Origin of the sequence: Geobacter argillaceus (assembly GCF_007830735.1) — a bacterium.
Taxonomy (GTDB): domain Bacteria; phylum Desulfobacterota; class Desulfuromonadia; order Geobacterales; family DSM-12255; genus Geomobilibacter; species Geomobilibacter argillaceus.
The window spans coordinates 66,065-85,683 of record NZ_VLLN01000010.1; the positions used below are offsets into that span (position 1 = coordinate 66,065).

The window sequence follows — 19,619 nt, forward strand, 5'->3', positions numbered from 1 at the left end:
CGTGAACAGTGATGTGTGAACGGTGACGGGTGAGGGCATTATCTGTTCACCTTAGCCTGCACCATTGCTTTGAGATTTGCCGAATTGGCGTGACAGATGGCCACGGCCAGGGCATCGGAGGCGTCGGCCTGGGCGATTTCCGGCAGGTTCAGGAGAATTCTGACCATCTGTTGGACCTGGTCTTTGCTGGCGTGGCCATGGCCGACCACGGCCTGTTTGACCTGCATTGCCGTATACTCGAAAACCGGCAGGCCGGCATTGACTCCGGCTACGATGGCCGCGCCCCGGGCCTGCCCCAGTTTGAGGGCGCTCTGGACGTTGTGGGCGAGGAAGATCTGCTCGACGGCCACTGCGTCGGGGCTATAGGTGGCGATGACATGGGCGAGTCCTTCATAGATCGCTTTCAGCCGGTTCGGAAAGTCACCGGCCTTGTCGGTGAAGATGGCGCCGTTGTCGATATGAACGAGCCGGTTCCCGATCTTCTCGGTAATGCCATAGCCGGTGATGCGGGAACCGGGATCGATGCCTAAAACACGCATTACATCATTTTTTCCATCTCTTCGTCCGAGATGTCGAAGTTGGCGTACACATTCTGGACGTCGTCGTTGTCCTCCAGCCGATCCATCATCTTCAGCATGCTCTCGGCAGCTTTCCCTTCCAGCTGTATCTGCGTCTGGGGGATCATGGTGACTTCCGCCGATTCAGGTTTGAACCCCGCCTTTTCCAGCGCCTCACGTACCTCGATGAAGTTCGCGGGATCGGTGGTGACCTCGAACTGATCGTCCTCGTCGGTCACGTCATCGGCACCAGCCTCAATGGCCGCCTCGAACAGCTTGTCAAAGTCGATCGATTTTGGGAAAACAAGCAGTCCTTTTTTGTCGAACATCCAGGCAACGCAGCCGGCCTCGCCCATGTTGCCGTTGCACTTGGTAAAGATGCTCCGCACATCGGAAACGGTCCGGTTCCGGTTGTCGGTCATCACTTCCACCAGGACTGCCACGCCATTGGGGCCGTAGCCTTCGTAGACGATCTCCTCGTACGTGACCCCTTCCATTTCGCCGGTGCCCTTTTTGATGGCCCGGTCGATATTATCCTTGGGCATGTTTTCGGCCTTGGCTTTGTCAACCGCGGTTCGCAGGCGGGGGTTGCCGTTCGGGTCGCCTCCACCGAGCTTGGCGGCAACGGTGATCTCCTTGATCAGCTTGGTGAAGATCTTGCCGCGCTTGGCGTCAGCGGCACCTTTTTTGTGCTTGATGGTACTCCATTTATTATGACCTGACATCCCTCTATCTCCTCCTGGAATGGTTGTGGACGTAAAAACGCGAAATACTAGCATGGTAAAATCTGCCTTGTAAAGGATGAAAAATGCCGCTAAACTGCCCGACAATCTGTTTGTTCCTGCGAGAGTTGCGAGTCTGGTCCGGTTAGGGAGGTTGTCATGGAGATAGGTGCTTTTTCGTTTTACCGGCAACGGCTGGTTCAAGCGCTGGTCTCGTGCCTGTTGTTGGGGCTGCTGCTCTCCGGGTGTGCCGGAACCGGCAGTAACGGCCGCGGACTTCCCCCTATCTTCAGTCAGGAGGAACTCAGCCGACCTTATGCAAAGGTCGGGCAACTGACGGTGAGTCGGGAGCGGTACGGGGCTCCGGAGGATCTCACTCCGGCCGACTATGACTGGGCATACCATGCGCTCCGGACCGAAGCTGCGAGAATAGATGCCGACGGTATCATTCTTCCTGAAGTCAAAGTGAAGAACGCCACGTATATATTTTTCCCCTCTTCAGAGATCAGCGCTCAGGCCACGGCAATTCGTTTCCGCTGAACGATCTGACGCAACCCGCCTATGCCGACCCGGGCTGCCCCAGTTGCGTGAGGTGGCAGGCTGAATCCCCCCCCGTTTGATTTCCCCCTTTTTTTTTGTTTACTGCCGTTTGGCGTGAGCCAGCTATAACTGTTCAGCATTGTTGATGAATCCGGACGTGGAGCGGGACCCGCCATTTATTTTCAAACTCGTGTTTCTTGCCAATACAATTTATATAACCTGAATTTATTGCAGGAGCTCTCACATTAAAACTCCACTGAAAATAAAGGAAAAAATAAAAATGTATACAAAAAGCCAAAAACGATATTGACACATATAGAACGTCGTGTTAGAAATTCACCAACTACTTAACTATGCGTTTGTAAAACAATCGTTTTTTTGCAGTGAAAACGGGATCTCCATGTTCAGGGACAAGCGCGAATATACGGTGCAAAGTGTTGAGAATGCTCTGGATATTCTAGAGGTTCTGGCTGAGGGTACGCTTGATGCGACGCTCCCCAGATTGTCCGAGACGTTGGGGGTCAGTCGCAATAAGGTGTTCCGGCTATTGGCCACCCTTGAGAGTCGGGAGCTGGTCCAGCGGGAAGAGCAGAGCGGCGTGTATCGTCTCGGGCTGGGGATGCTGGGGCTTGCGCAGCGGGTAGTGAACGGTGCCAGTCTCATACGGCACGCCCATCCGGTCATGGAGACGCTGGCCCGCAAGCATGACGAGGCCGTGTATCTGACCGTGCTGCAAGGGGAAGAGGTGCTGTTCCTCGATATGGTCGACTGCGATCAACCGGTCAAGGCGGCTGCCTTGGTGGGCAAGAAGTACCCGTTTTTTACCAACGCGGCTGGTAAGGCGATCAAGGCCCTTGAGCCGGGGGACCTGCTGGAAAAGTTCTTCAAGAAGGTCCGTCGGCGCATGGATGCCGACGAGGTCGCCAGGCTTGAATCGGAACTTTCCGAGATCCGGGAAAAAGGTGTGGCGATCGACAGCGGTGGCTTGGGGGAGGGGATTGTCGGTGTGGCTGTCGCTGTTCGCGATTATGCCGGCAAGGTGGTGGGGGCCATTACGCTCCTGGGGCCATCGTTTCGACTCCTCACCGATCGGATAGAAAACGAGATCGTTCCATCCCTGATGGAGGGAGCTGAGACTCTTTCAATGAAATTTGGCTACGCTCGGGTATAGTTCTACAGATTAATACCGAAACCATTTTCGGAAAGGAGGTTTGCACGCAGAATCCTCATTAGCGGGGGGCGGGACGCCGTCTTTTCGGTTACAGAATCCAACAGAAAGGAGTAACGACCATGGCAGAGAAGCAGTATGATTGGGCAGCAATTGCCAGGAATCCGAAGTTCGTCGAGCTGCATCGCAAGAAGACCGTTTTTCTTTTCGGCTGGTGGATATTTTCCACTGTCTACTATTTCCTTCTCCCTATCGGAGCGGCCTACACACCGGGCCTCTTCAAGATCAAGATCATCGGCGTCATCAACTTCGGGTATATCTTCGCCCTTTCCCAGTTCATCGTTTCCTGGGCACTGGCCCATTACTACGCCCATGTGGCCAACAAAGACTTCGACCGGCTGACCCGCGAGCTGGTTGACGAACTCAAGTAAAGGAGGACTACATGATGAAAAAAATGTTCGTAGGTTTTGCATTAGCCCTCAGCCTGGGTTCCGTCGCCATTGCAGCCGAGCCGGCCAAGGAGCCTGCCGGTGCGCCTGCTGCTACCGCTCCGGCTGCCGCCGGCGCATCAGCAGTTGCCGCCCCTGCGGCTGTAGCCCCCGCTCCCGCTGCGGTCGCCCCGGCGCCTGCTCCGGCTGCGCCGCTCAAAAAAGAGATCAAGGCCAACAAGGTCATAACTATCGGCATGTTCCTGGTCATCATCGGCATCACCATGTGCGTGGTCGTCTGGGCTGCCAAGCAGACCAAGACCGCGGCCGATTTCTACGCCGCCGGCGGCGGCATCACCGGTACCCAGAACGGCTGGGCCATTGCCGGTGACTACATGTCTGCCGCCTCGTTCCTCGGGATTTCCGGGATGATCTCCCTTTACGGCTATGACGGGTTCATGTACTCGGTCGGCTGGCTGGTGGCCTACATCACCGTGCTCCTGATCGTGGCCGAGCCGTGCCGTAACGCCGGCAAGTACACCCTGGGGGATATCCTCTCCTTCCGTACCGAGCCCAAGCCGGTTCGCGCCGTGGCCGCCATCTCCACCGTGGCCGTCTCCACCTTCTACCTGACCGCCCAGATGGTCGGTGCCGGCAAGCTGATGGCTCTTCTGGTCGGCATCCCCTACAAGACTTCCATCATTGGCGTCGGTATCCTGATGATCGGCTACGTCGTGTTCGGCGGCATGACCGCCACCACCTGGGTCCAGATCATCAAGGCCGGCCTGCTCATGTCCGGCGCGGTCCTGCTCTCAGTGCTGGTGCTGGCCAAAGCGCATTTCAACCCGATCGGTTTCTTCTCCGACATCGTCAACAACCCCAACATCCAGGACCACGTCTCCAAGCTCGTCCTGAAGGATGGCGTTATCCTGAACGGCACCGAAGCCGGCCAGCGTTTTCTGGAACCGGCCCTCTTCATGAAGGCGCCGCTCGACCAGATCTCCCTCGGTATGGCCCTGGTGCTCGGCACCGCAGGCATGCCTCACATCCTGATGCGCTTCTTCACCGTGCCGACTGCCCAGGCTGCCCGCAAGTCGGTCATCATCGCCATGTGGATCATAGGCATGTTCTATGTCGTTACCACCCTGCTCGGCTTCGGCGCCGCCATTAACGTCACCCCGCAGGTGATCACCTCGGTCGACGCCGGCGGCAACATGGCCACCCTGCTGCTGGCACAGCAGTTGGGCGCCGACATCTCCCCGATCGTTGGCGATATCTTCCTGGCCTTCCTCTGCTCGGTTGCCTTTGCCACCATCCTGGCGGTGGTTTCCGGCCTGGTTCTGGCCGCCTCCGCCGCTATTGCCCACGACATCTACGTCAACGTGATCAAGGATGGTCATGCCGACCAGCACGAGCAGGTAATGGCTGCCCGCGTTACTTCCCTGGTGGTCGGCGCCGTCGGCATTGTCATCGGCATCGCTGCCGAGAAGCAGAACGTTGCCCATCTGGTGGCGTTGGCCTTTGCCGTCGCCTCCTCCGGCAACCTGCCGGTCGTGGTCATGTCGCTTTTCTGGAAGAAGTTCAACACCGGCGGCGTCATCTCCGGCCTGCTGGTGGGCACCATCGCCTCCATCGCCCTGGTCATGGTTTCCCCCAACATGACCTATCCGAAGACCGTGGCCGCCGGCGCACAGAAGGTCATCACGGCCATGGAGAAGAAGCAGGCTGCCCTGCCTCCGGGTGCCACCCTTGACGAGAAGGATGCCAAGGCACTCGAGAAGGCCAAGGTGGACTATGAGAAGAACAAGGACGGCAAGTCGATCCTCGGTCTGGACAAGCCGCTTCTCAAGCTGAAGAATCCGGGCATCATCTCCATTCCGCTCGGCTTCCTGGCCGCGATCCTCGGCTGCCTCGCCTTCCCGAGCCGCAAGTCGGAAGAGATGTGGGACGAAATCTATGTCCGTCAGAACACCGGCATCGGCATGGCCAAGGCTATTGACCACTAAGATGCGGGCATCCTTTTAATCTTGTGATACAGTTGGGGAAGGCTTTGGCCTTCCCCATTTTTTTCCGAGACGTTTGATGGATATGATTGCAGAAAACGATCAGCAGTTTATTGACGACGTGATGAAGCGGGTCCGCTCTTTTCTCACGCAGTTGGAGCGTGGCGAAACGGTTCTGGTGCTGCAGTCGCTCAAGGATGCGCTTGACCAGGAGATCGCGTGGGCTGTGGAGGATGCCGCCCGCAGAACGTCGCTTATGTCCGAAATCGCCGGCTGCGGCGATTATGGCCGTCTGGCTGAAATCCACAGCGAATTCAACACCCACGAGATGGATGCGTTTCTCAAGATGCAGTCGGTGGTTGGCCTGCATCGCCACTGTACCGACTATCGGGACCTCCTGGCCGGCAGTACCGTCGATCTGGTGGTGCAGGAGATGGTCGGGAACGGTCATGGGGACCCGCCGGTTCCTTTTGCCCTTATCAGCATGGGGAGCGACGGCCGCGAGGAACAGACACTGATCACCGATCAGGATTATCTGGTCGTGTATGGCGATGACGGCGGTTTGGCGGCCGATGACTATTTTACCGCGTTCAGTCTTCTGCTGGTGGAGAGATTGGCCGAGATCGGCTTCAAGAAGTGTACGGGCGACATCATGCCGTCCAACCCTACCTGGCGTGGTTCCTATGCCCAGTGGCGCAGGAAGTTGCTCGCCATTGTCCGCTACGAATATGAGGACTACGCCAAGAACCTCATGGACCTGATCGTGCTCTCCGATGCCCGCTACGTGGCCGGAGACAGGGATCTTGCAGCGCGCCTCATCGGGTTGATCCGGGGCCTTGAACAGGACTATTTTCAGGCCCTGTGGGGAATGGCCAAGGCAGCCACCGAGATGAAACTGGCCCTCGGATTCCTCAAGCGGTTCTGGACCGAAGGGGGGGGGGAGCACAAGGGCGAATTTAACCTGAAGCTCCTGGCCTGGGCACCGCTGGTGATGAATGTCCGGATTCTGGCCATCAACCAGGGGATTCCCGCTTCCTGTACCCTGAAGCGGATCGAGCTGCTGCAACAGGAGGGGAGTTTTTCGCCTGCCATGGCCAAAGGGCTTGCCGATGCCTACCTGATCCTAACCAGGTACCGTATCCTGCTCCAGATCAAGGTCATCAAGGGAATCCAGAAAGACTCCCACTATATCAATCCCTACGAGCTTCCGGCCGAGGAACGGGAACAGCTCCGCAAGGCCCTGCTCCGAATCGAAGATTTGCAGAAGGTGATTCATACCAATTTTTCCATCATGTGATTACCTAAGCTCGACAGATCCCTCGGTTTCGTTGCCGGTGTTCGGCATGATTTCATGAAAAAGTTCAGCCATTATCTGTTCGAAATTCCCTTTATGAAAAGACAGGTGTCCCTCCAGGCGGATTAGCATGCTGACGTCCAGGTGTTGTGAGTAAATGCCGATGCCGTTGGTATCGGCACGTACTACTTTACTCGGAACCGTCAGGGAGAGGGCGGTCTTTCCGTCCCGCAGGTAGATGGACAGGTCGACATACTGATCGAGATAGTACTTGATGTGCGTTTTTAGATATGCCCCGCGATTGCCCAGATTGCACAACTGGGCAAAATAGACGGCATTGTTGTGCACAATGGCGGCGGGCAGATGTGAATCAATCCGGTGTGATGTCCTCTGCTCAATCATCTGGCGGCTCTTTCGACTCTAACTGCTTCATGATGTGAAGCTACCGCAACCGCATATTTTTCACAAGTGTGCGATGTCGTCTTATGAAGAAGGTGGCAGCAGAAAAGTCAATTCGTGCTCCCCTTGCCGAGGTACTCGGCAAGGAATGTCCGCTTGTACTCTGCGAATCGGCCATCTTCGATGGCTTGACGGATGTCTGCCATCATGGCCAGGTAGAAGTGAACGTTGTGAATGCTGGCCAGGATCGCCGAGAGGACCTCGTTGGCGTTGAACAGATGGTGCAGGTAGGCCCTGGTGAAGTTCTGACAGGTATAGCAGGTGCAATTCGGTTCGATGGGGTAGAAGTCCCGTTTGTAGTTCTTGTGGGTGAGGCGGATCTTTCCCCTGTTGGTGAACAGGGTGGCGCTCCGCGCATAACGGGTGGGAATGACGCAGTCGAACATGTCCATTCCCCGCTCGACGCTCTCCAGGATATCTTCGGGCAGGCCGACCCCCATGAGGTAGCGGGGCTTGTCCGTCGGCAGGAACGGGGCGGTCATGGCGACCACCTTTTTCAGGAGCTCCAGCCCTTCACCGACCGATACCCCGCCGATGGCGTAGCCGGGAAAGTCCATGGCCACCAGTTCCCTGGCGCACAGGGCGCGCAGATCCTCGAAAACGCTTCCCTGGACGATGCCGAACAGTGCCTGGTCAGCCCTTGTCTGGGCCTTTTTGCACGCCTCGGCCCAACGGATGGTCTTATTGGTTGAGGCGGCGGCGTACTGACGGTCGCAGGGGTAGGGGATGCATTCGTCAAAGGCCATGATGATGTCCGCCCCCAGCGCTTCCTGGATGGCAATGGCCTTGGCCGGGTCGAGGAAGACCTCGTCGCCGGTGATCTCGTGCTTGAAATAGGCGCCGTGCTCGGTGATCCGCTTGTTGGGGAGCGAAAAGACCTGGAACCCGCCGGAGTCGGTGAGAATCGGCCGGTCCCAGGCCATGAAACGGTGCAGCCCGCCGGCCTTTGCCACCAGCCCCTCGCCGGGGCGCAGATGGAGATGGTAGGTGTTGGAGAGTATGATCTGGGCGCCGGTGGCCTCCACCTGCTCCGGGGTCATGGCCTTCATGGCAGCGTGGGTGCCGACCGGCATGAAGATTGGAGTCTCGATGGTGCCATGGGGCGTTTCCAGTCGGCCGCGACGGGCCGCCGTGTGGGGATCGGTTTTAAGCAGAGTAAAGCGCATTGGCGATGAAATCCTTTTCGTGTCGTGCTGATCGTTTCGCGCATTATCGACGTTGCCGCGAAGTACGTCAAGAGCCAGAGGCCGGAGGCGTAAGGATTTTTTCATCTCCCCGATTCCCGGTTCCTCTGTTTGCGTATACTGTGTGCACGATGGAAAATGGTGCAAGCCCTTAAATAAAAGGCTTTACCGGGTTGTTTCCGGCCACTGTATACACAATTTTGTTGATTTTTCCTAAAACGACGTTTAGGATGCAGCCGACAATTCGTGGAAGGAACAGTGGTGCGACTGCACTGGAAATCTTGATTATCAATAAACTTCGGGAAAGGGGATCGATATGCAAGAGTTAAGCAGTTGGCGAGGACCACCACTCGGACAGGAACCACGACTCTGGAACCTCATCCCTTACTGACACGAAACACACTCCCAAGAACTGGTAAAGGAAAGGAACATGCAAATGCTCAACAGTACAGTGGGCAGAAAGATTCTCATGTCGATCAGCGGCCAGGGGATGGTTCTGTTCGCCATCGTGCACATGATGGGGAACTCCTCCATCTTTGTCGGCCCCAACGGTATCAACGCCTACGCGCAGCACCTTCACGACCTGGGGCCACTGGTCTGGGTCTTCCGCCTGGTGATGCTGGCCTTCCTGCTGGTCCATCTGACCTTCGGCATCATGCTGACCCTGGAGAACAACGCTGCCAACCCGACCGGGTATGCGGTCAACAAGAAGATCAAGGCGACCTTCTCCAGCGAGACCATGATCTGGACCGGTCTGACCCTGCTTGCCTTCATCATCTACCATATCCTCCACTTCACTGCCCGGGTCACGCCCGGTGTCGTGAAAGGGGTTGACGCCCTGGGCCGCTACGACGTCTTCACCATGGTGACCTCGGCCTTCCACAATGCCGGGACCGCCCTGATCTACGTGGTTGCCATGGCAGCCCTCTTCCTCCACCTTTCCCACGGGATACAGAGCTTCTTCCAGACCCTGGGGTGGAACAACGACAAGACCCAGCCGGGGATCACAATGGCTGGCAAGGCGCTGTCTTTCGTGCTGCTGGCGGGATATGTTCTCATTCCCGTCTCCATCCTGGCCGGCATTCTGACAAAATAGGGGGTTTAGAGTGATACTCGACGGAAAATGTCCAACCGGACCAATCGAAAAAACCTGGGATAAGCACCGCTTCGATCTGAAGCTGGTGAACCCTGCCAACAAGCGTAAGTATAAGGTTATCGTCGTCGGCACCGGCCTGGCCGGTGGTGCTGCTGCCGCCTCCCTGGGAGAGCTGGGCTATCAGGTGGAGGCCTTCTGCTATCAGGATTCCCCCCGTCGCGCCCACTCCATCGCGGCTCAGGGCGGGATCAACGCCGCCAAGAACTACCCGAACGACGGCGACTCCATCTACCGTCTCTTCTACGACACCATCAAGGGTGGCGACTTCCGGGCCCGCGAGGCCGACGTCTGGCGTCTGGCCCAGGTCTCCAACAACATCATCGACCAGTGCGTGGCCCAGGGCGTTCCCTTTGCCCGCGACTACGCCGGTTACCTGGACAACCGCTCCTTCGGCGGCGCCCAGGTCTCCCGTACCTTCTATGCCCGTGGCCAGACCGGCCAGCAGCTGCTCTTGGGCGCCTACTCGGCCCTTGCCCGCCAGATCAAGGCCGGCACGGTCAAGATGTTCCCCCGCACCGAGATGCTGGACCTGATCGTCGTCGACGGCGAGGCCAAGGGGATCACGATCCGCGACCTGGTGACCGGTGAAGTCCGCGCCCATGTGGCCGATGCGGTTGTTCTCTGCACCGGCGGCTACGTGAACGTCTTCTACCTCTCCACCAATGCCATGGGGTGTTCGGTAACCGCCGCCTGGAAGGCCCACAAGAAGGGCGCCTTCTTTGCCAACCCCTGCTACACCCAGATCCACCCGACCTGTATCCCGCAGACCGGCGAGCATCAGTCCAAGCTGACCCTGATGTCCGAGTCGCTCCGGAACGACGGCCGTTGCTGGGCACCCAAGAAGCAGGGCGACAACCGCAAGCCGGGCGATATCCCAGAAGAAGATCGTGACTACTACCTGGAGCGGAAATACCCGAGCTTCGGCAACCTGGCGCCGCGGGACATCGCATCCCGGGCCGCCAAGGAGCAGTGTGACGACAATCGTGGCGTCGGACCCGGTGGCCGCGGTGTCTACCTCGACTTTGCCGCTTCCATCAAGCGCCTTGGGGAACACACCATCCGCGAGCGGTACGGCAACCTCTTCGAGATGTACGAGAAGATCACCGACGAGAACGCCTACAAGCAGCCGATGCGGATCTACCCGGCCCCCCACTACTCCATGGGCGGTCTCTGGGTCGACTACAACTGCATGAGCAACATTCCGGGCCTGTTCGTCCTGGGCGAGGCCAACTTCTCGGTCCACGGCGCCAACCGCCTGGGGGCATCGGCCCTCATGCAGGGTCTGGCCGATGGCTACTTCGTCATCCCCTACACCATTGGCGGCTACCTGGCCCAGACCAAGCCGGGCGCTGTTTCGGTTGACCACGCCGAGTGCAAGCGCTCGGTGGAAGAGGTCAATGGCAACATCAAGAAGATGTTCGCCATCAAGGGGAAGAAGACCGTCAGCGAGATCTACCGTGCTCTGGGGAAGGTCATGTGGGAAAACGTCGGCATGGCCCGCAGCGATGCGAGCCTCAAGAATGCGCTCAAGGAGATCCCCAAGCTGCGCGACGAGTTCTGGAACAACGTCAACGTCTCCGGCGAGGGTGGCGACTTCAACCAGCAGCTTGAGAACGCCGGCCGTGTGGCCGACTTCCTGGAGTTCGCCGAGCTGCTGACTAAGGATGCCCTGCACCGCGAGGAGTCGTGCGGCGGCCACTTCCGGGTGGAGCACCAGATGCCGGACGGCGAAGCCCAGCGGGACGACGCCAACTTCTGTTATGCCGCCGCCTGGGAGTCCAAGGGGGTCGGCAACGAGCCGGAGCTGCACAAGGAGCCGCTCAAGTTTGAGAATGTTCACCTTGCCATAAGGAGCTACAAATAATGAACCTTACACTACACGTCTGGCGCCAAAAGGGTCCCAATGCTCCGGGCAAGCTGGAGACCTACGACGCACACAATGTCAGCCCGGACCAGTCTTTCCTGGAAATGCTCGACGAAGTGAACGAGGGACTGATCAAGAAAGGGGTCGAGCCGATTGCGTTCGACCACGACTGCCGCGAAGGGATCTGCGGGATGTGCTCTCAGGTCATCAACGGCGTTCCCCACGGCGGGCAGGATCGGACCACGGTCTGCCAGCTGCACATGCGCTCGTTCAAGGACGGCGACAACATTTTCATCGAGCCGTGGCGCGCCACTGCCTTCCCGATCGTCAAGGACCTGGTGGTTGACCGGGGGAACCTGGATGTCATCATCCAGGCCGGCGGCTACACCTCCTGCCATACCGGCGGGGTTGCCGACGGGAACGCCCTGCTCGTTCCGAAGCCAGAGGCCGATTACGCCATGGACGCTGCCGAGTGCATCGGCTGCGGTGCCTGCGTAGCCGGTTGCCCCAACGGCTCGGCCATGCTCTTCACCAGCGCCAAGGTGGCCCAACTGGCGGTCCTCCCGCAAGGGAAGGCCGAGGCTGCCGAGCGGGTCAACAGCATGACCGAGGCCCTCAAGGAGTGTGGGTTCGGTAACTGCACCAATCATTACGAGTGCCAGGCTTCCTGCCCGAAGGGGATCAACGTCAAGTTCATCGCCAAGCTTAACCGGGAATACCTGAAGGCCATCGCCAGTTGACATCCTGGCAGCACGATGCACCACTGAAGGCGGGTCGTCAGACCCGCCTTTTTTTGCGCTTTTCTTCCCGAAGGACGCGCTAACTGCCTGAGGATTTAATTGACGGATTTAGTCGGGCATGCTACTCAAAATCATCACGCGTGAAACGGGAGGAGACAGCCCATGTTTGCCCGCATGAAAGAGGATATCCAATCGGTCTTTGATCGGGACCCGGCAGCCCGGAACTCGCTGGAAGTGCTGTTCTGCTATCCGGGGCTCCATGCCGTCTGGTTTCACCGGATCAGCCACTGGTTCTGGACCCACGAGCTGTTTTTTCTGGGGCGTTTCACGTCCCATATGGCCCGCTTCCTCACCGGTATCGAAATCCATCCCGGCGCCACTATCGGCCGGAAGTTCTTCATCGACCACGGCATGGGCGTGGTGATCGGCGAGACCGCTGAAATCGGCGACAACGTCACCATGTATCACGGGGTAACCCTGGGTGGGGTAACCTGGGATAAGGTCAAGCGGCACCCGACCCTGGAGGACAACGTGGTAGTCGGTTCCGGGGCCAAGGTGCTCGGGCCGTTCACGGTGGGGAAGAACAGCAAGATCGGGTCCAATTCGGTGGTGGTCAAGGAGGTGCCCCCCAATTCTTCGGTGGTGGGCATTCCCGGCCGGGTGGTGGTGGCGGAACAGCCGAAGGAACCGAAAGAGCGTGCCGACCTGGAACACGGCAAGTTTCCCGATCCCGAGGCCAAGGCGATCTCCTGCCTGTTCGATCAGATCCGGGAGCTGGAGCGAAAGTACGATAGTCTGGCAGCCGAGCACGAGACGCTGAAAAAACAGCTTGCCGATCGCAGCTGATCCGCGCTATGAATACAGAACTGAATTGCTGGGAAGCCGCTGATGGCTTCCCAGTTTTATTTGAGGGTCGCAGGAGCCAATGAAACGCGTTGCCATATCTACGCTGGGGTGCAAGACCAACCAGTTCGAATCAGCCGCCATGGCAGAGTCGCTGGGGCGGGAGGGGTATGAACTGGTCCCTTTCGATGCCGAGGCGGATGTCTATATCGTCAATACCTGCACCGTGACCGGGCGAACCGACAGCGAGTCGCGTCGGCTCATTCGCCGGGCGGTGCGGAGGAACGGCGCTGCCCGGGTGGTGGTTACCGGCTGCTACGCCCAGGTGGCGGCCGATGCCGTGCGGTCCCTCCCCGGCGTCAGTCTGGTCGTCGGCAATACGGAAAAGAAATCGATAGTCGAACTGCTCCGCACGCTGGACGACCGGCAACGGGTCCTGGTCTCGGACATCATGGCCGAGGAGCGGGCCGAGCCCCTTTGCCTGGAGACCTTTGCCGAGCATACCCGGGCCTTCCTGCAGGTGCAGAACGGCTGCAACGCCTTCTGCTCCTACTGTATCGTCCCCTATGCCCGTGGTCGGAGTCGCAGTGTTGCCGCAGTAGATGTTCTGGCGGGAATCAGGCGCTTTGCGGCCGAGGGGTTCCGCGAGGTGGTCCTGACCGGTATCCATCTCGGCGCCTATGGGCTCGACCTGGACCCGCAGCGGGAGCTGCTGGACCTGCTGACTGCGGTGGAGGAGGAAGAGTCTGTTCCCAGGCTGCGCCTCGGCTCCGTGGAGCCGAACGAGGTGAACGACGGGATGATTGCGTTCCTGGCCATGTCAAGGGTCGTCTGTCCCCACCTCCATATCCCGCTACAGAGCGGGTCGGACACTGTTCTCGAGCGGATGAACCGCCGCTACAGCCGGGCATTTGTGCGGGTACTGGTCACCAGACTGGTAGCCGCCGTGTCTGACATCACCATCGGCATGGACGTGATTGCCGGGTTTCCCGGCGAGACCGACGAAGAGCATGCGGAGACCGTCGCGCTTCTTGACGAACTGCCGATCGCCTATCTGCACGTTTTTCCCTATTCCTCCCGTACCGGGACCCCGGCCGCCACCATGGCCGGCCATCTGCCGCCGGCGGTGATCACCCGGCGGGCAGCGGAGCTGCGTGCGCTCGGGGCGCACAAAAAGACCGTCCATGCGGCCCGATTTATCGGCAGGGAACTGTCGGTGCTGGTGCAGGAAGCGGTGCGACCGGGACTGGTGCGGGGGCTGTCCAGGAACTATCTGGTTATTACCCTGGCGGGGGATGAGGAGTTGTTGAACCGGGAGATCATGGTCCGGATAACTGGCCTTGCCGGCGGCGAACTCCTGGGCGAAAAGGTTTGAACCCTTGAAAAATATGTGAATCAGATCAGTTCAATCGCCCCTTCCCAAAAGGCAACGGGACACATTCTGTCTACGCCTGTTCAGAGCCCGCCACCTGGGTAAGCAACCACTCCACCCTGCGTACATTGGCCAGTGCCGAGAATTCACGGTAGTCGTCCACCCCGTCCGGGTCCAGACCCCGGTAGAAACGGGGACGTTTCTCCATGACTCCGCTCAGCGCCTTTTTGGTCGGGTAGTCGTCACTGGTCACTGCGCCGGCCCGGTCGTGGAGCCCCATCACGATGCTGTAGCCGAGATGAAACAGCCTGAGCAGGAACTCTTTGCGGATAATGGCCAGGGCCTGCTCTTCGTCACCGCCGGAGAGATGCTCAAGGGCGATGCTCAAGAGCCCGGCGACACGTTCTCCGGTTCTCTGCACCGCGTCCCCGTTGGTGAGCTGAACCCTGTCTGCTACCAGTGCCTTGTTGATCAGGTACTGCAGCTCCCGGGTGAGCTCCGGTGAGGCCAGCCGGGCCAGCAGCCTGGCAACCAGGGTGTCGGTCGCAGGCTGGTGGGTGGTGGCGAGGCCGGTGTCGTTCCTGATCGGGGCCAAAACTTTGTCGCCAGCAAGGCGAAAGGAGTCCGGACTCACCCGCGTATAGACCGTCAGCGACTCCTCCAGGGACGGTATCCCTTCGTCGGCCAGACGACCGGCCCGGAATTGGAGACAGAGCTCGGCCTGTTCGATCACCAGTTCCCCCTTGATTCCTTCCATCAGGGCCAGATAAAGGTGCTGATCGATGCGGAAGACGATATCCAGGAACATGCCGATGAGTTGGGCGTACTCCTGGTTGATGAACTTCAGGAAGTAGCAGTCGTCGAAACTGTGGTCCCACTCGATGTCCCGTTCTTCGTCGGATATCAGGTCGCCCATCCCCCCTCGTACGATCACCCCCTGTTTCAGGGTGAGGATGAGGAGCTCCAGTTCCAGGTGAGGAAGGATCTGCAGGAAATGGTCTTCGCCGGCGGCAAGGATGGTCCCCAGCCAGGCGAAGGCACGGTCGGGGAGAAATTCGCCATTGTCCCACAGTTCCTGATCAAGGATGAACAGCTCCTGGCGCGGCGAGACCAGCGAGAGAAGGTCGGCAGCGCTCTCCTGTCCCACATCTGCTGCCAGCTGATAGATTTCCAGCGGCGGGAGGGCCTGGGTGAGCCGTTGGCCATCGGCGTCGGTGAGGAGCAGGTCGAGTTGGGCTTTGCCGTCGAGGCGGTGCAGGTGGTCCAGCTTGTCCGGAAAGGAGAGCCGGGAGAATTCCTGCGGTGTCAGCCGGTTGCCCTTGATCAGGGTGAGCTTGGCGCTGTTGTGGTTATCTGATGCGGGCACGATTCGACTCCTGTGTTAGTTTGAGACGTTTTTTTGGGGCTCGGGGCAGAACCGGCGGTCAGGGTTACGGTTTCCTGCCCTTCCGTGTCTGTTTCCTTACGTCTGTTTTGGCGGGGGTCAGTTCGGGAAAGGCGCGGCGGTAGCCACAGTCGGGGTGAAGCCAGCGGAGCTGTTGGAGGAGCTCCGGTGTCAGTTTTATGCAGGCCGGATTGATGGTGGCGCGCCGGTCGTAGACCTTGCACTGCCTGCTCACCACATCCAGGTAGCGGCATGGGGTCTGGGTGTAGAAGATGGTCCCCCGCTCGTTCTCGATCTTCTCGAAGCAGCACTGGCCGCAGCGGTTACAAAGAGCATCCCACGCGGTATCGTCAATATGGTCGTATGTCATGGACTGGAAAGAATAAACCAGACGGTGAAGCGTGTCAATCCATGGTTTGCCCGGCTAGCGGCGGACCATTTCCACCAGGAACAGCCCGATCTCGATGGCGATCAGGATGATGATGATCCACTCCAGGCGGGCCGACCGGCGGGCGTGGGAGAGACCGCTGAATACCTCGGTGATGTCCAGGAGGGTCTCGGACTTGTGCTTGATCTCCTGATAGCGCTGATCCAGTTCGAAGTGGGTGGCCATGGTCAGGTAGAGTCGGTCCGCCTCGGGGTTGTCCCAGGTGATCTCCGGCTTGTCCAGCACCATGATATGGGCAATGGAAAGGTACTTGAAGTTGAGGATGGAAGAGGCGAGCCTCGCCAGCCGTTGGTCGGGGATATTCAGGTTTCCTTGCCCCAGGTTGCCGATCACCCCCTCCATGTCGTCCAGGACCGTTTCCACCTGTCCTTCGATCCTTTCCAGTGCCACTGACTTGGCGATCACAAAACAGACGATGTCGATGTATGCCTGATCGAAATGGTCCATGACTGCGTAATCGTTGGTAATGGCCGGCTCTTCCGGTGCGATGCGGAGTTCGTACTCTTCCCTGAACTTGAGGTGCTGCTCTCCCTTGACGATGCCGGCAATGCCGCGCAACCGGTTCAGGAACGTGGTGATGGTCTCGTTGCCGCAGTTCAGAAAGACCAGTCCGCCGAAGTGGTAGAGATAGACCTGCTCCCGCTCGGCCCCGCCGCAGGGGGCAAGGGTCAGCGGATCGAGGCGCATCGGTTCTTCCCAGCGATAGCGGCGTGCGATCTCCAGCGAGGCTGCCAGGCGGTTCAGGTCCAGTTCGCCACCGAGGGCGAAGGCGGTGAAGGTGAAGGTTTCCATGATAGGTACAGCATAACGGATCGTTGCTGATTCGCAAACAGAGGAGGTTTCTTCAGTCGTCCTTTGAACTTCTTCCCAGACCGACTTCGACCTTTTCTCCCTTGTAGGTAAAACGTACCCGGTCGGGAAAGATCTCGTCCACCGTGGCTCCCCCGACATCAACTCCCAGCCCCACTGGCTGGCCGTTGACGATGGCCAGCCGGGAGGCGCTGTCTTTCTGCCAGGCAATGCCCGAGACGCGCAGTGCCGGCACCGCATGGGGGTGCGGGGCGGAGGGGGCCGGCACAGGTCTGGCCACTGTTTCAACCGGAGTCTGGGGTGGTGCGTTGGGGCCTGGCAACGGTTTGGAGATCGGTGCCGTCGGTACCTGTCGCTGAGGTGTGGGAGATGTCTGGCGTGGTGCCTGCGCCGTTGGTGTTGGCAGTGGCGGTGGTGAGGGCACGGCAGCTAGCGGCCTGCGGGTGACTACTGTTGCCGGTGTGGCCGGAACGGTACTGCTCGGCCTGGCGGCCGGTTGGGGCGACGGGGTTGCTTTGACGGGTGCCGGTTGAGCCGGCAACTGGGGTGCGTTCGCCAGGAGTTTGCCGGCAGAGGGGGTGCTACGGCCATGCCAGAGCATCATGCTGCCGGCCAGGACCGCTACTGCCAGGAGAACGCTGCTGCCAATTACCAAAACCGGCATCCGGCGGCCGGACCGTGACGGTTTTTCCGTGAGGATGGCCCGGGAGATCTCCACTTGGCCCGAGAGCCGGGCCGCTTTCTCTGCGTCCAGTTTTTTCAGTGCATTCAGGATTGAGCTCATCTCTTTTTACCGCCTGACCCGTTTGCGCCGAGTTGCGGCGTGGGGAACCTGCCACCATCCCGATAGAGCAGCAGCAGCGTCTGGGCGCCGGGCCGGCCGTCGGCCTTGAGTCCCCGCGCTTTCTGATAGTCGGCAAGCGCCTTGCGGGTTGCCTCATCGAACAGGCCGCTCGGCTCGCTGCTGAAAAAACCGGCGCCGGTCAGGAGGATCTGGAGACGGATGGCGGCAACGTCCGCCGAGCCGGGCGAGAGGTCGACAGGGATGTCCTGGTGGTTCTTCCAGAGGAGGTAGCCGCGACCGGACCACTGCTTTTCCAGTTCCTTGCGGGTCAGTGGGCCACTGCCGGGCAGGGCCGGCACCGTGGTTATCCGGTCCTTTGTGATGCCGGTGACGGCGACATAGCGGGTACCGCCTCCCGGTACCTTCCACTCCAGGATGGCAGGGGTGTTCATTCGCTGCAGAAAACCGGTCTTGCCGTTGAAGGTGGCCAGAGAGAGGCCGCTTTTACGCGCCAGTTCCTCGAGGGAATGCGGTTTTTCTTTTCCATTGGCAGCTGGGGCGTTCCAGAGCCGGGCAACGGCGTTGAATGCCGGTTCCGGTCCTTCCGGAAGCTTGGCCAGAAGAGAGGGAAGTGCGGCTGGTTTTGTGCTTGCTGCGGGGATCGTTGGCGGGCCAGCAGATTTCATTGTCCGTGGTTGTGGCGGCGGAAGCGATGGGGTCGGTACCGCTGGCTTTGCCACAGGTTTTACTGCCGGCTTTAATCCCTGCGGCGGTACTGTTGCCGGAGAGGTTGCCGCAGGAATTGCTGCGGGGGGAGACTGCACGGCCTTTTCCGGTGCAGGGAGCTGTTTGTGCGCTACCGGTTGTGGTGCCGGACGGGCTGTTGTCTGCTTTGCCTGTTGATGTATCGCCGCGGTGGCCGGCTTGTTCCGGGACGAGCGCAATGACGGTCGGAACGCGAGAACCATTGCCAGTATCGCCACTCCGCCGACGATAATGCCGGTGACGGCCGCAGCCGCCCATCCCTTGGTGAACCGGACGGGGCGACGGTCCGGCCCGGTCAATTCGCCAATGGCCCGGCGGGCAATTCTGCCGCTGACGTTGCGGGTCTCCTCGGTGTATGCCACCAGCAGTGCCCGGTCGCAGGCGATATTGATGATTCTGGGTGAGCCCTGGGCGTAATGGAAGATGGCCCGTACTGCCGCCGGCGAGAAGACGACGTTTGCCGCGCCGCCGGCCACCAGTATCCGGTGGTGGATGTAGGCGGCCGTATCCTCCCGGTCCAGAGGGAGCAGGTGGTAGCGGACTGTCATCCGCTGAGCCAGTTGGCGCAGGTCCGGCCGTTCCAGCAGCCGCTTGAGCTCCGGCTGGCCGGCCAGGACGATCTGGATCAGCTTGTCCGTATCGGTCTCCAGGTTGGAGATCAGGCGGATCTGTTCCAAAACCTGCGGTTCCAGGTGCTGCGCCTCGTCGATGGCCAGGACCACGGTGCGTCCCCGGCTGTTTTCGTTCAGCAGGAACTGGTTAAGCGTCTCCAGAAGCTCAGCCGTACCGAGCCCTTCGCTCGGCAGATCGAATTCCCGGTTGACGCTTCTGAGGAGTTCGAGGGCGGAAAGGCAGGGGTTGAAGATGAGGGCGGTGCGGTGGCTGCCGTCGTCCATCTGTTCAAGGAGGGTGCGGAGAATTGTGGTCTTGCCGGTTCCCACCTCGCCGGTCAGTTCGATGAAGCCGGCGTGGTTGTCGATTCCGTACAGGAGGTGGGCGAACGCTTCCCGATGGTGCTTGCTGAGAAAAAGAAAGCGCGGATTGGGGGTAACGCTGAACGGCTTCTCCTGAAACCCATAGAATTCGCAGTACATGGGC

General features: G+C 59.5%; 19 protein-coding genes. 10 read left to right on the forward strand and 9 right to left on the reverse strand.

The genetic code is table 11. The annotated features are described in order from the left end of the window. Window positions 1-38 precede the first annotated feature (38 nt). Both ruvC and JN12_RS09710 read right to left on the reverse strand, forming a co-directional pair. Entirely contained in the window at window positions 39-539 is a 501-nt protein-coding gene (gene ruvC, locus JN12_RS09705; protein WP_145021820.1) for a crossover junction endodeoxyribonuclease RuvC, read from the reverse strand. Further along, window positions 539-1,282 carry a YebC/PmpR family DNA-binding transcriptional regulator gene (locus JN12_RS09710; protein WP_145021822.1) on the reverse strand — a complete coding sequence of 248 codons (744 nt, stop codon included), beginning with the start codon at window positions 1,280-1,282 and terminating at the stop codon, window positions 539-541. Before JN12_RS09710 ends, ruvC begins: the two co-directional genes overlap by 1 nt. 156 nt (window positions 1,283-1,438) lie before the next feature. On the opposite strand from JN12_RS09710, the gene JN12_RS09715 reads away from it, so the two are divergent. From JN12_RS09715 to JN12_RS09735, 5 genes are all read left to right on the forward strand, one after another. Continuing rightward, window positions 1,439-1,819: a hypothetical protein gene (locus tag JN12_RS09715; RefSeq protein WP_145021825.1), complete on the forward strand. Its 381-nt coding sequence runs from the start codon at window positions 1,439-1,441 to the stop codon at window positions 1,817-1,819. Window positions 1,820-2,219: 400 nt separating this feature from the next. Continuing rightward, a complete protein-coding gene (locus JN12_RS09720; RefSeq protein ID WP_145021828.1) occupies window positions 2,220-2,990 on the forward strand; it encodes an IclR family transcriptional regulator in 771 nt (256 codons plus the stop codon). 119 nt (window positions 2,991-3,109) lie between these two features. Continuing rightward, window positions 3,110-3,418 (forward strand): DUF485 domain-containing protein, encoded by a 309-nt coding sequence (locus JN12_RS09725; RefSeq protein WP_145021831.1) that lies wholly within the window; start codon window positions 3,110-3,112, stop codon window positions 3,416-3,418. A gap of 14 nt (window positions 3,419-3,432) precedes the next feature. Next, window positions 3,433-5,421 (forward strand): solute symporter family protein, encoded by a 1,989-nt coding sequence (locus tag JN12_RS09730; protein WP_145022052.1) that lies wholly within the window; start codon window positions 3,433-3,435, stop codon window positions 5,419-5,421. Window positions 5,422-5,497: 76 nt separating this feature from the next. Continuing rightward, window positions 5,498-6,715 (forward strand): putative nucleotidyltransferase substrate binding domain-containing protein, encoded by a 1,218-nt coding sequence (locus JN12_RS09735; RefSeq protein WP_246125821.1) that lies wholly within the window; start codon window positions 5,498-5,500, stop codon window positions 6,713-6,715. Here the strand turns inward: JN12_RS09735 and JN12_RS09740 are convergent, their stop codons facing one another. Both JN12_RS09740 and tgt read right to left on the reverse strand, forming a co-directional pair. Next, the gene (locus tag JN12_RS09740) at window positions 6,716-7,114 is read right to left on the reverse strand and encodes a PilZ domain-containing protein (protein WP_145021834.1); all 399 of its coding nucleotides are present in this window, start codon (window positions 7,112-7,114) and stop codon (window positions 6,716-6,718) included. It lies immediately after the preceding gene. Between the two features lie 107 nt (window positions 7,115-7,221). Further along, window positions 7,222-8,337 carry a tRNA guanosine(34) transglycosylase Tgt gene (tgt, locus tag JN12_RS09745; RefSeq protein WP_145021837.1) on the reverse strand — a complete coding sequence of 372 codons (1,116 nt, stop codon included), beginning with the start codon at window positions 8,335-8,337 and terminating at the stop codon, window positions 7,222-7,224. 454 nt (window positions 8,338-8,791) lie between these two features. On the opposite strand from tgt, the gene JN12_RS09750 reads away from it, so the two are divergent. From JN12_RS09750 to mtaB, 5 genes are all read left to right on the forward strand, one after another. After that, complete coding sequence (locus JN12_RS09750) at window positions 8,792-9,451, forward strand: succinate dehydrogenase cytochrome b subunit (protein ID WP_456237313.1); 660 nt, start codon at window positions 8,792-8,794, stop codon at window positions 9,449-9,451. 10 nt (window positions 9,452-9,461) lie between these two features. Then, window positions 9,462-11,375, forward strand: coding sequence for a fumarate reductase/succinate dehydrogenase flavoprotein subunit (locus JN12_RS09755; protein WP_145021843.1), 1,914 nt, complete (start codon window positions 9,462-9,464; stop codon window positions 11,373-11,375). Next, window positions 11,375-12,115, forward strand: coding sequence for a succinate dehydrogenase/fumarate reductase iron-sulfur subunit (locus JN12_RS09760; protein ID WP_145021846.1), 741 nt, complete (start codon window positions 11,375-11,377; stop codon window positions 12,113-12,115). Before JN12_RS09755 ends, JN12_RS09760 begins: the two co-directional genes overlap by 1 nt. A 162-nt stretch (window positions 12,116-12,277) precedes the next feature. Beyond that, window positions 12,278-12,961: a serine O-acetyltransferase gene (gene cysE, locus JN12_RS09765; protein ID WP_145021849.1), complete on the forward strand. Its 684-nt coding sequence runs from the start codon at window positions 12,278-12,280 to the stop codon at window positions 12,959-12,961. A gap of 79 nt (window positions 12,962-13,040) precedes the next feature. Beyond that, window positions 13,041-14,333: a tRNA (N(6)-L-threonylcarbamoyladenosine(37)-C(2))-methylthiotransferase MtaB gene (gene mtaB / locus JN12_RS09770; protein WP_145021852.1), complete on the forward strand. Its 1,293-nt coding sequence runs from the start codon at window positions 13,041-13,043 to the stop codon at window positions 14,331-14,333. 70 nt (window positions 14,334-14,403) lie between these two features. Here mtaB and JN12_RS09775 read toward each other — a convergent pair whose 3' ends face one another. The 5 genes from JN12_RS09775 to JN12_RS09795 all read right to left on the reverse strand — a co-directional run bounded on the left by JN12_RS09775 (window position 14,404) and on the right by JN12_RS09795 (window position 19,615). Beyond that, on the reverse strand, window positions 14,404-15,696 hold the full coding sequence (locus JN12_RS09775; RefSeq protein ID WP_145021855.1) for a DUF6178 family protein: 1,293 nt from the start codon (window positions 15,694-15,696) through the stop codon (window positions 14,404-14,406). A gap of 64 nt (window positions 15,697-15,760) precedes the next feature. Continuing rightward, the gene (locus JN12_RS09780) at window positions 15,761-16,084 is read right to left on the reverse strand and encodes a CxxCxxCC domain-containing protein (RefSeq protein WP_246125822.1); all 324 of its coding nucleotides are present in this window, start codon (window positions 16,082-16,084) and stop codon (window positions 15,761-15,763) included. A gap of 54 nt (window positions 16,085-16,138) precedes the next feature. After that, a complete protein-coding gene (locus JN12_RS09785; RefSeq protein WP_145021858.1) occupies window positions 16,139-16,954 on the reverse strand; it encodes an RMD1 family protein in 816 nt (271 codons plus the stop codon). 52 nt (window positions 16,955-17,006) lie between these two features. After that, window positions 17,007-17,756 carry a hypothetical protein gene (locus tag JN12_RS09790; protein ID WP_145021861.1) on the reverse strand — a complete coding sequence of 250 codons (750 nt, stop codon included), beginning with the start codon at window positions 17,754-17,756 and terminating at the stop codon, window positions 17,007-17,009. Further along, the gene (locus JN12_RS09795; protein WP_145021864.1) at window positions 17,753-19,615 is read right to left on the reverse strand and encodes an AAA family ATPase; all 1,863 of its coding nucleotides are present in this window, start codon (window positions 19,613-19,615) and stop codon (window positions 17,753-17,755) included. The genes JN12_RS09790 and JN12_RS09795 overlap by 4 nt, the downstream gene beginning before the upstream one ends. Window positions 19,616-19,619: the final 4 nt, after the last annotated feature.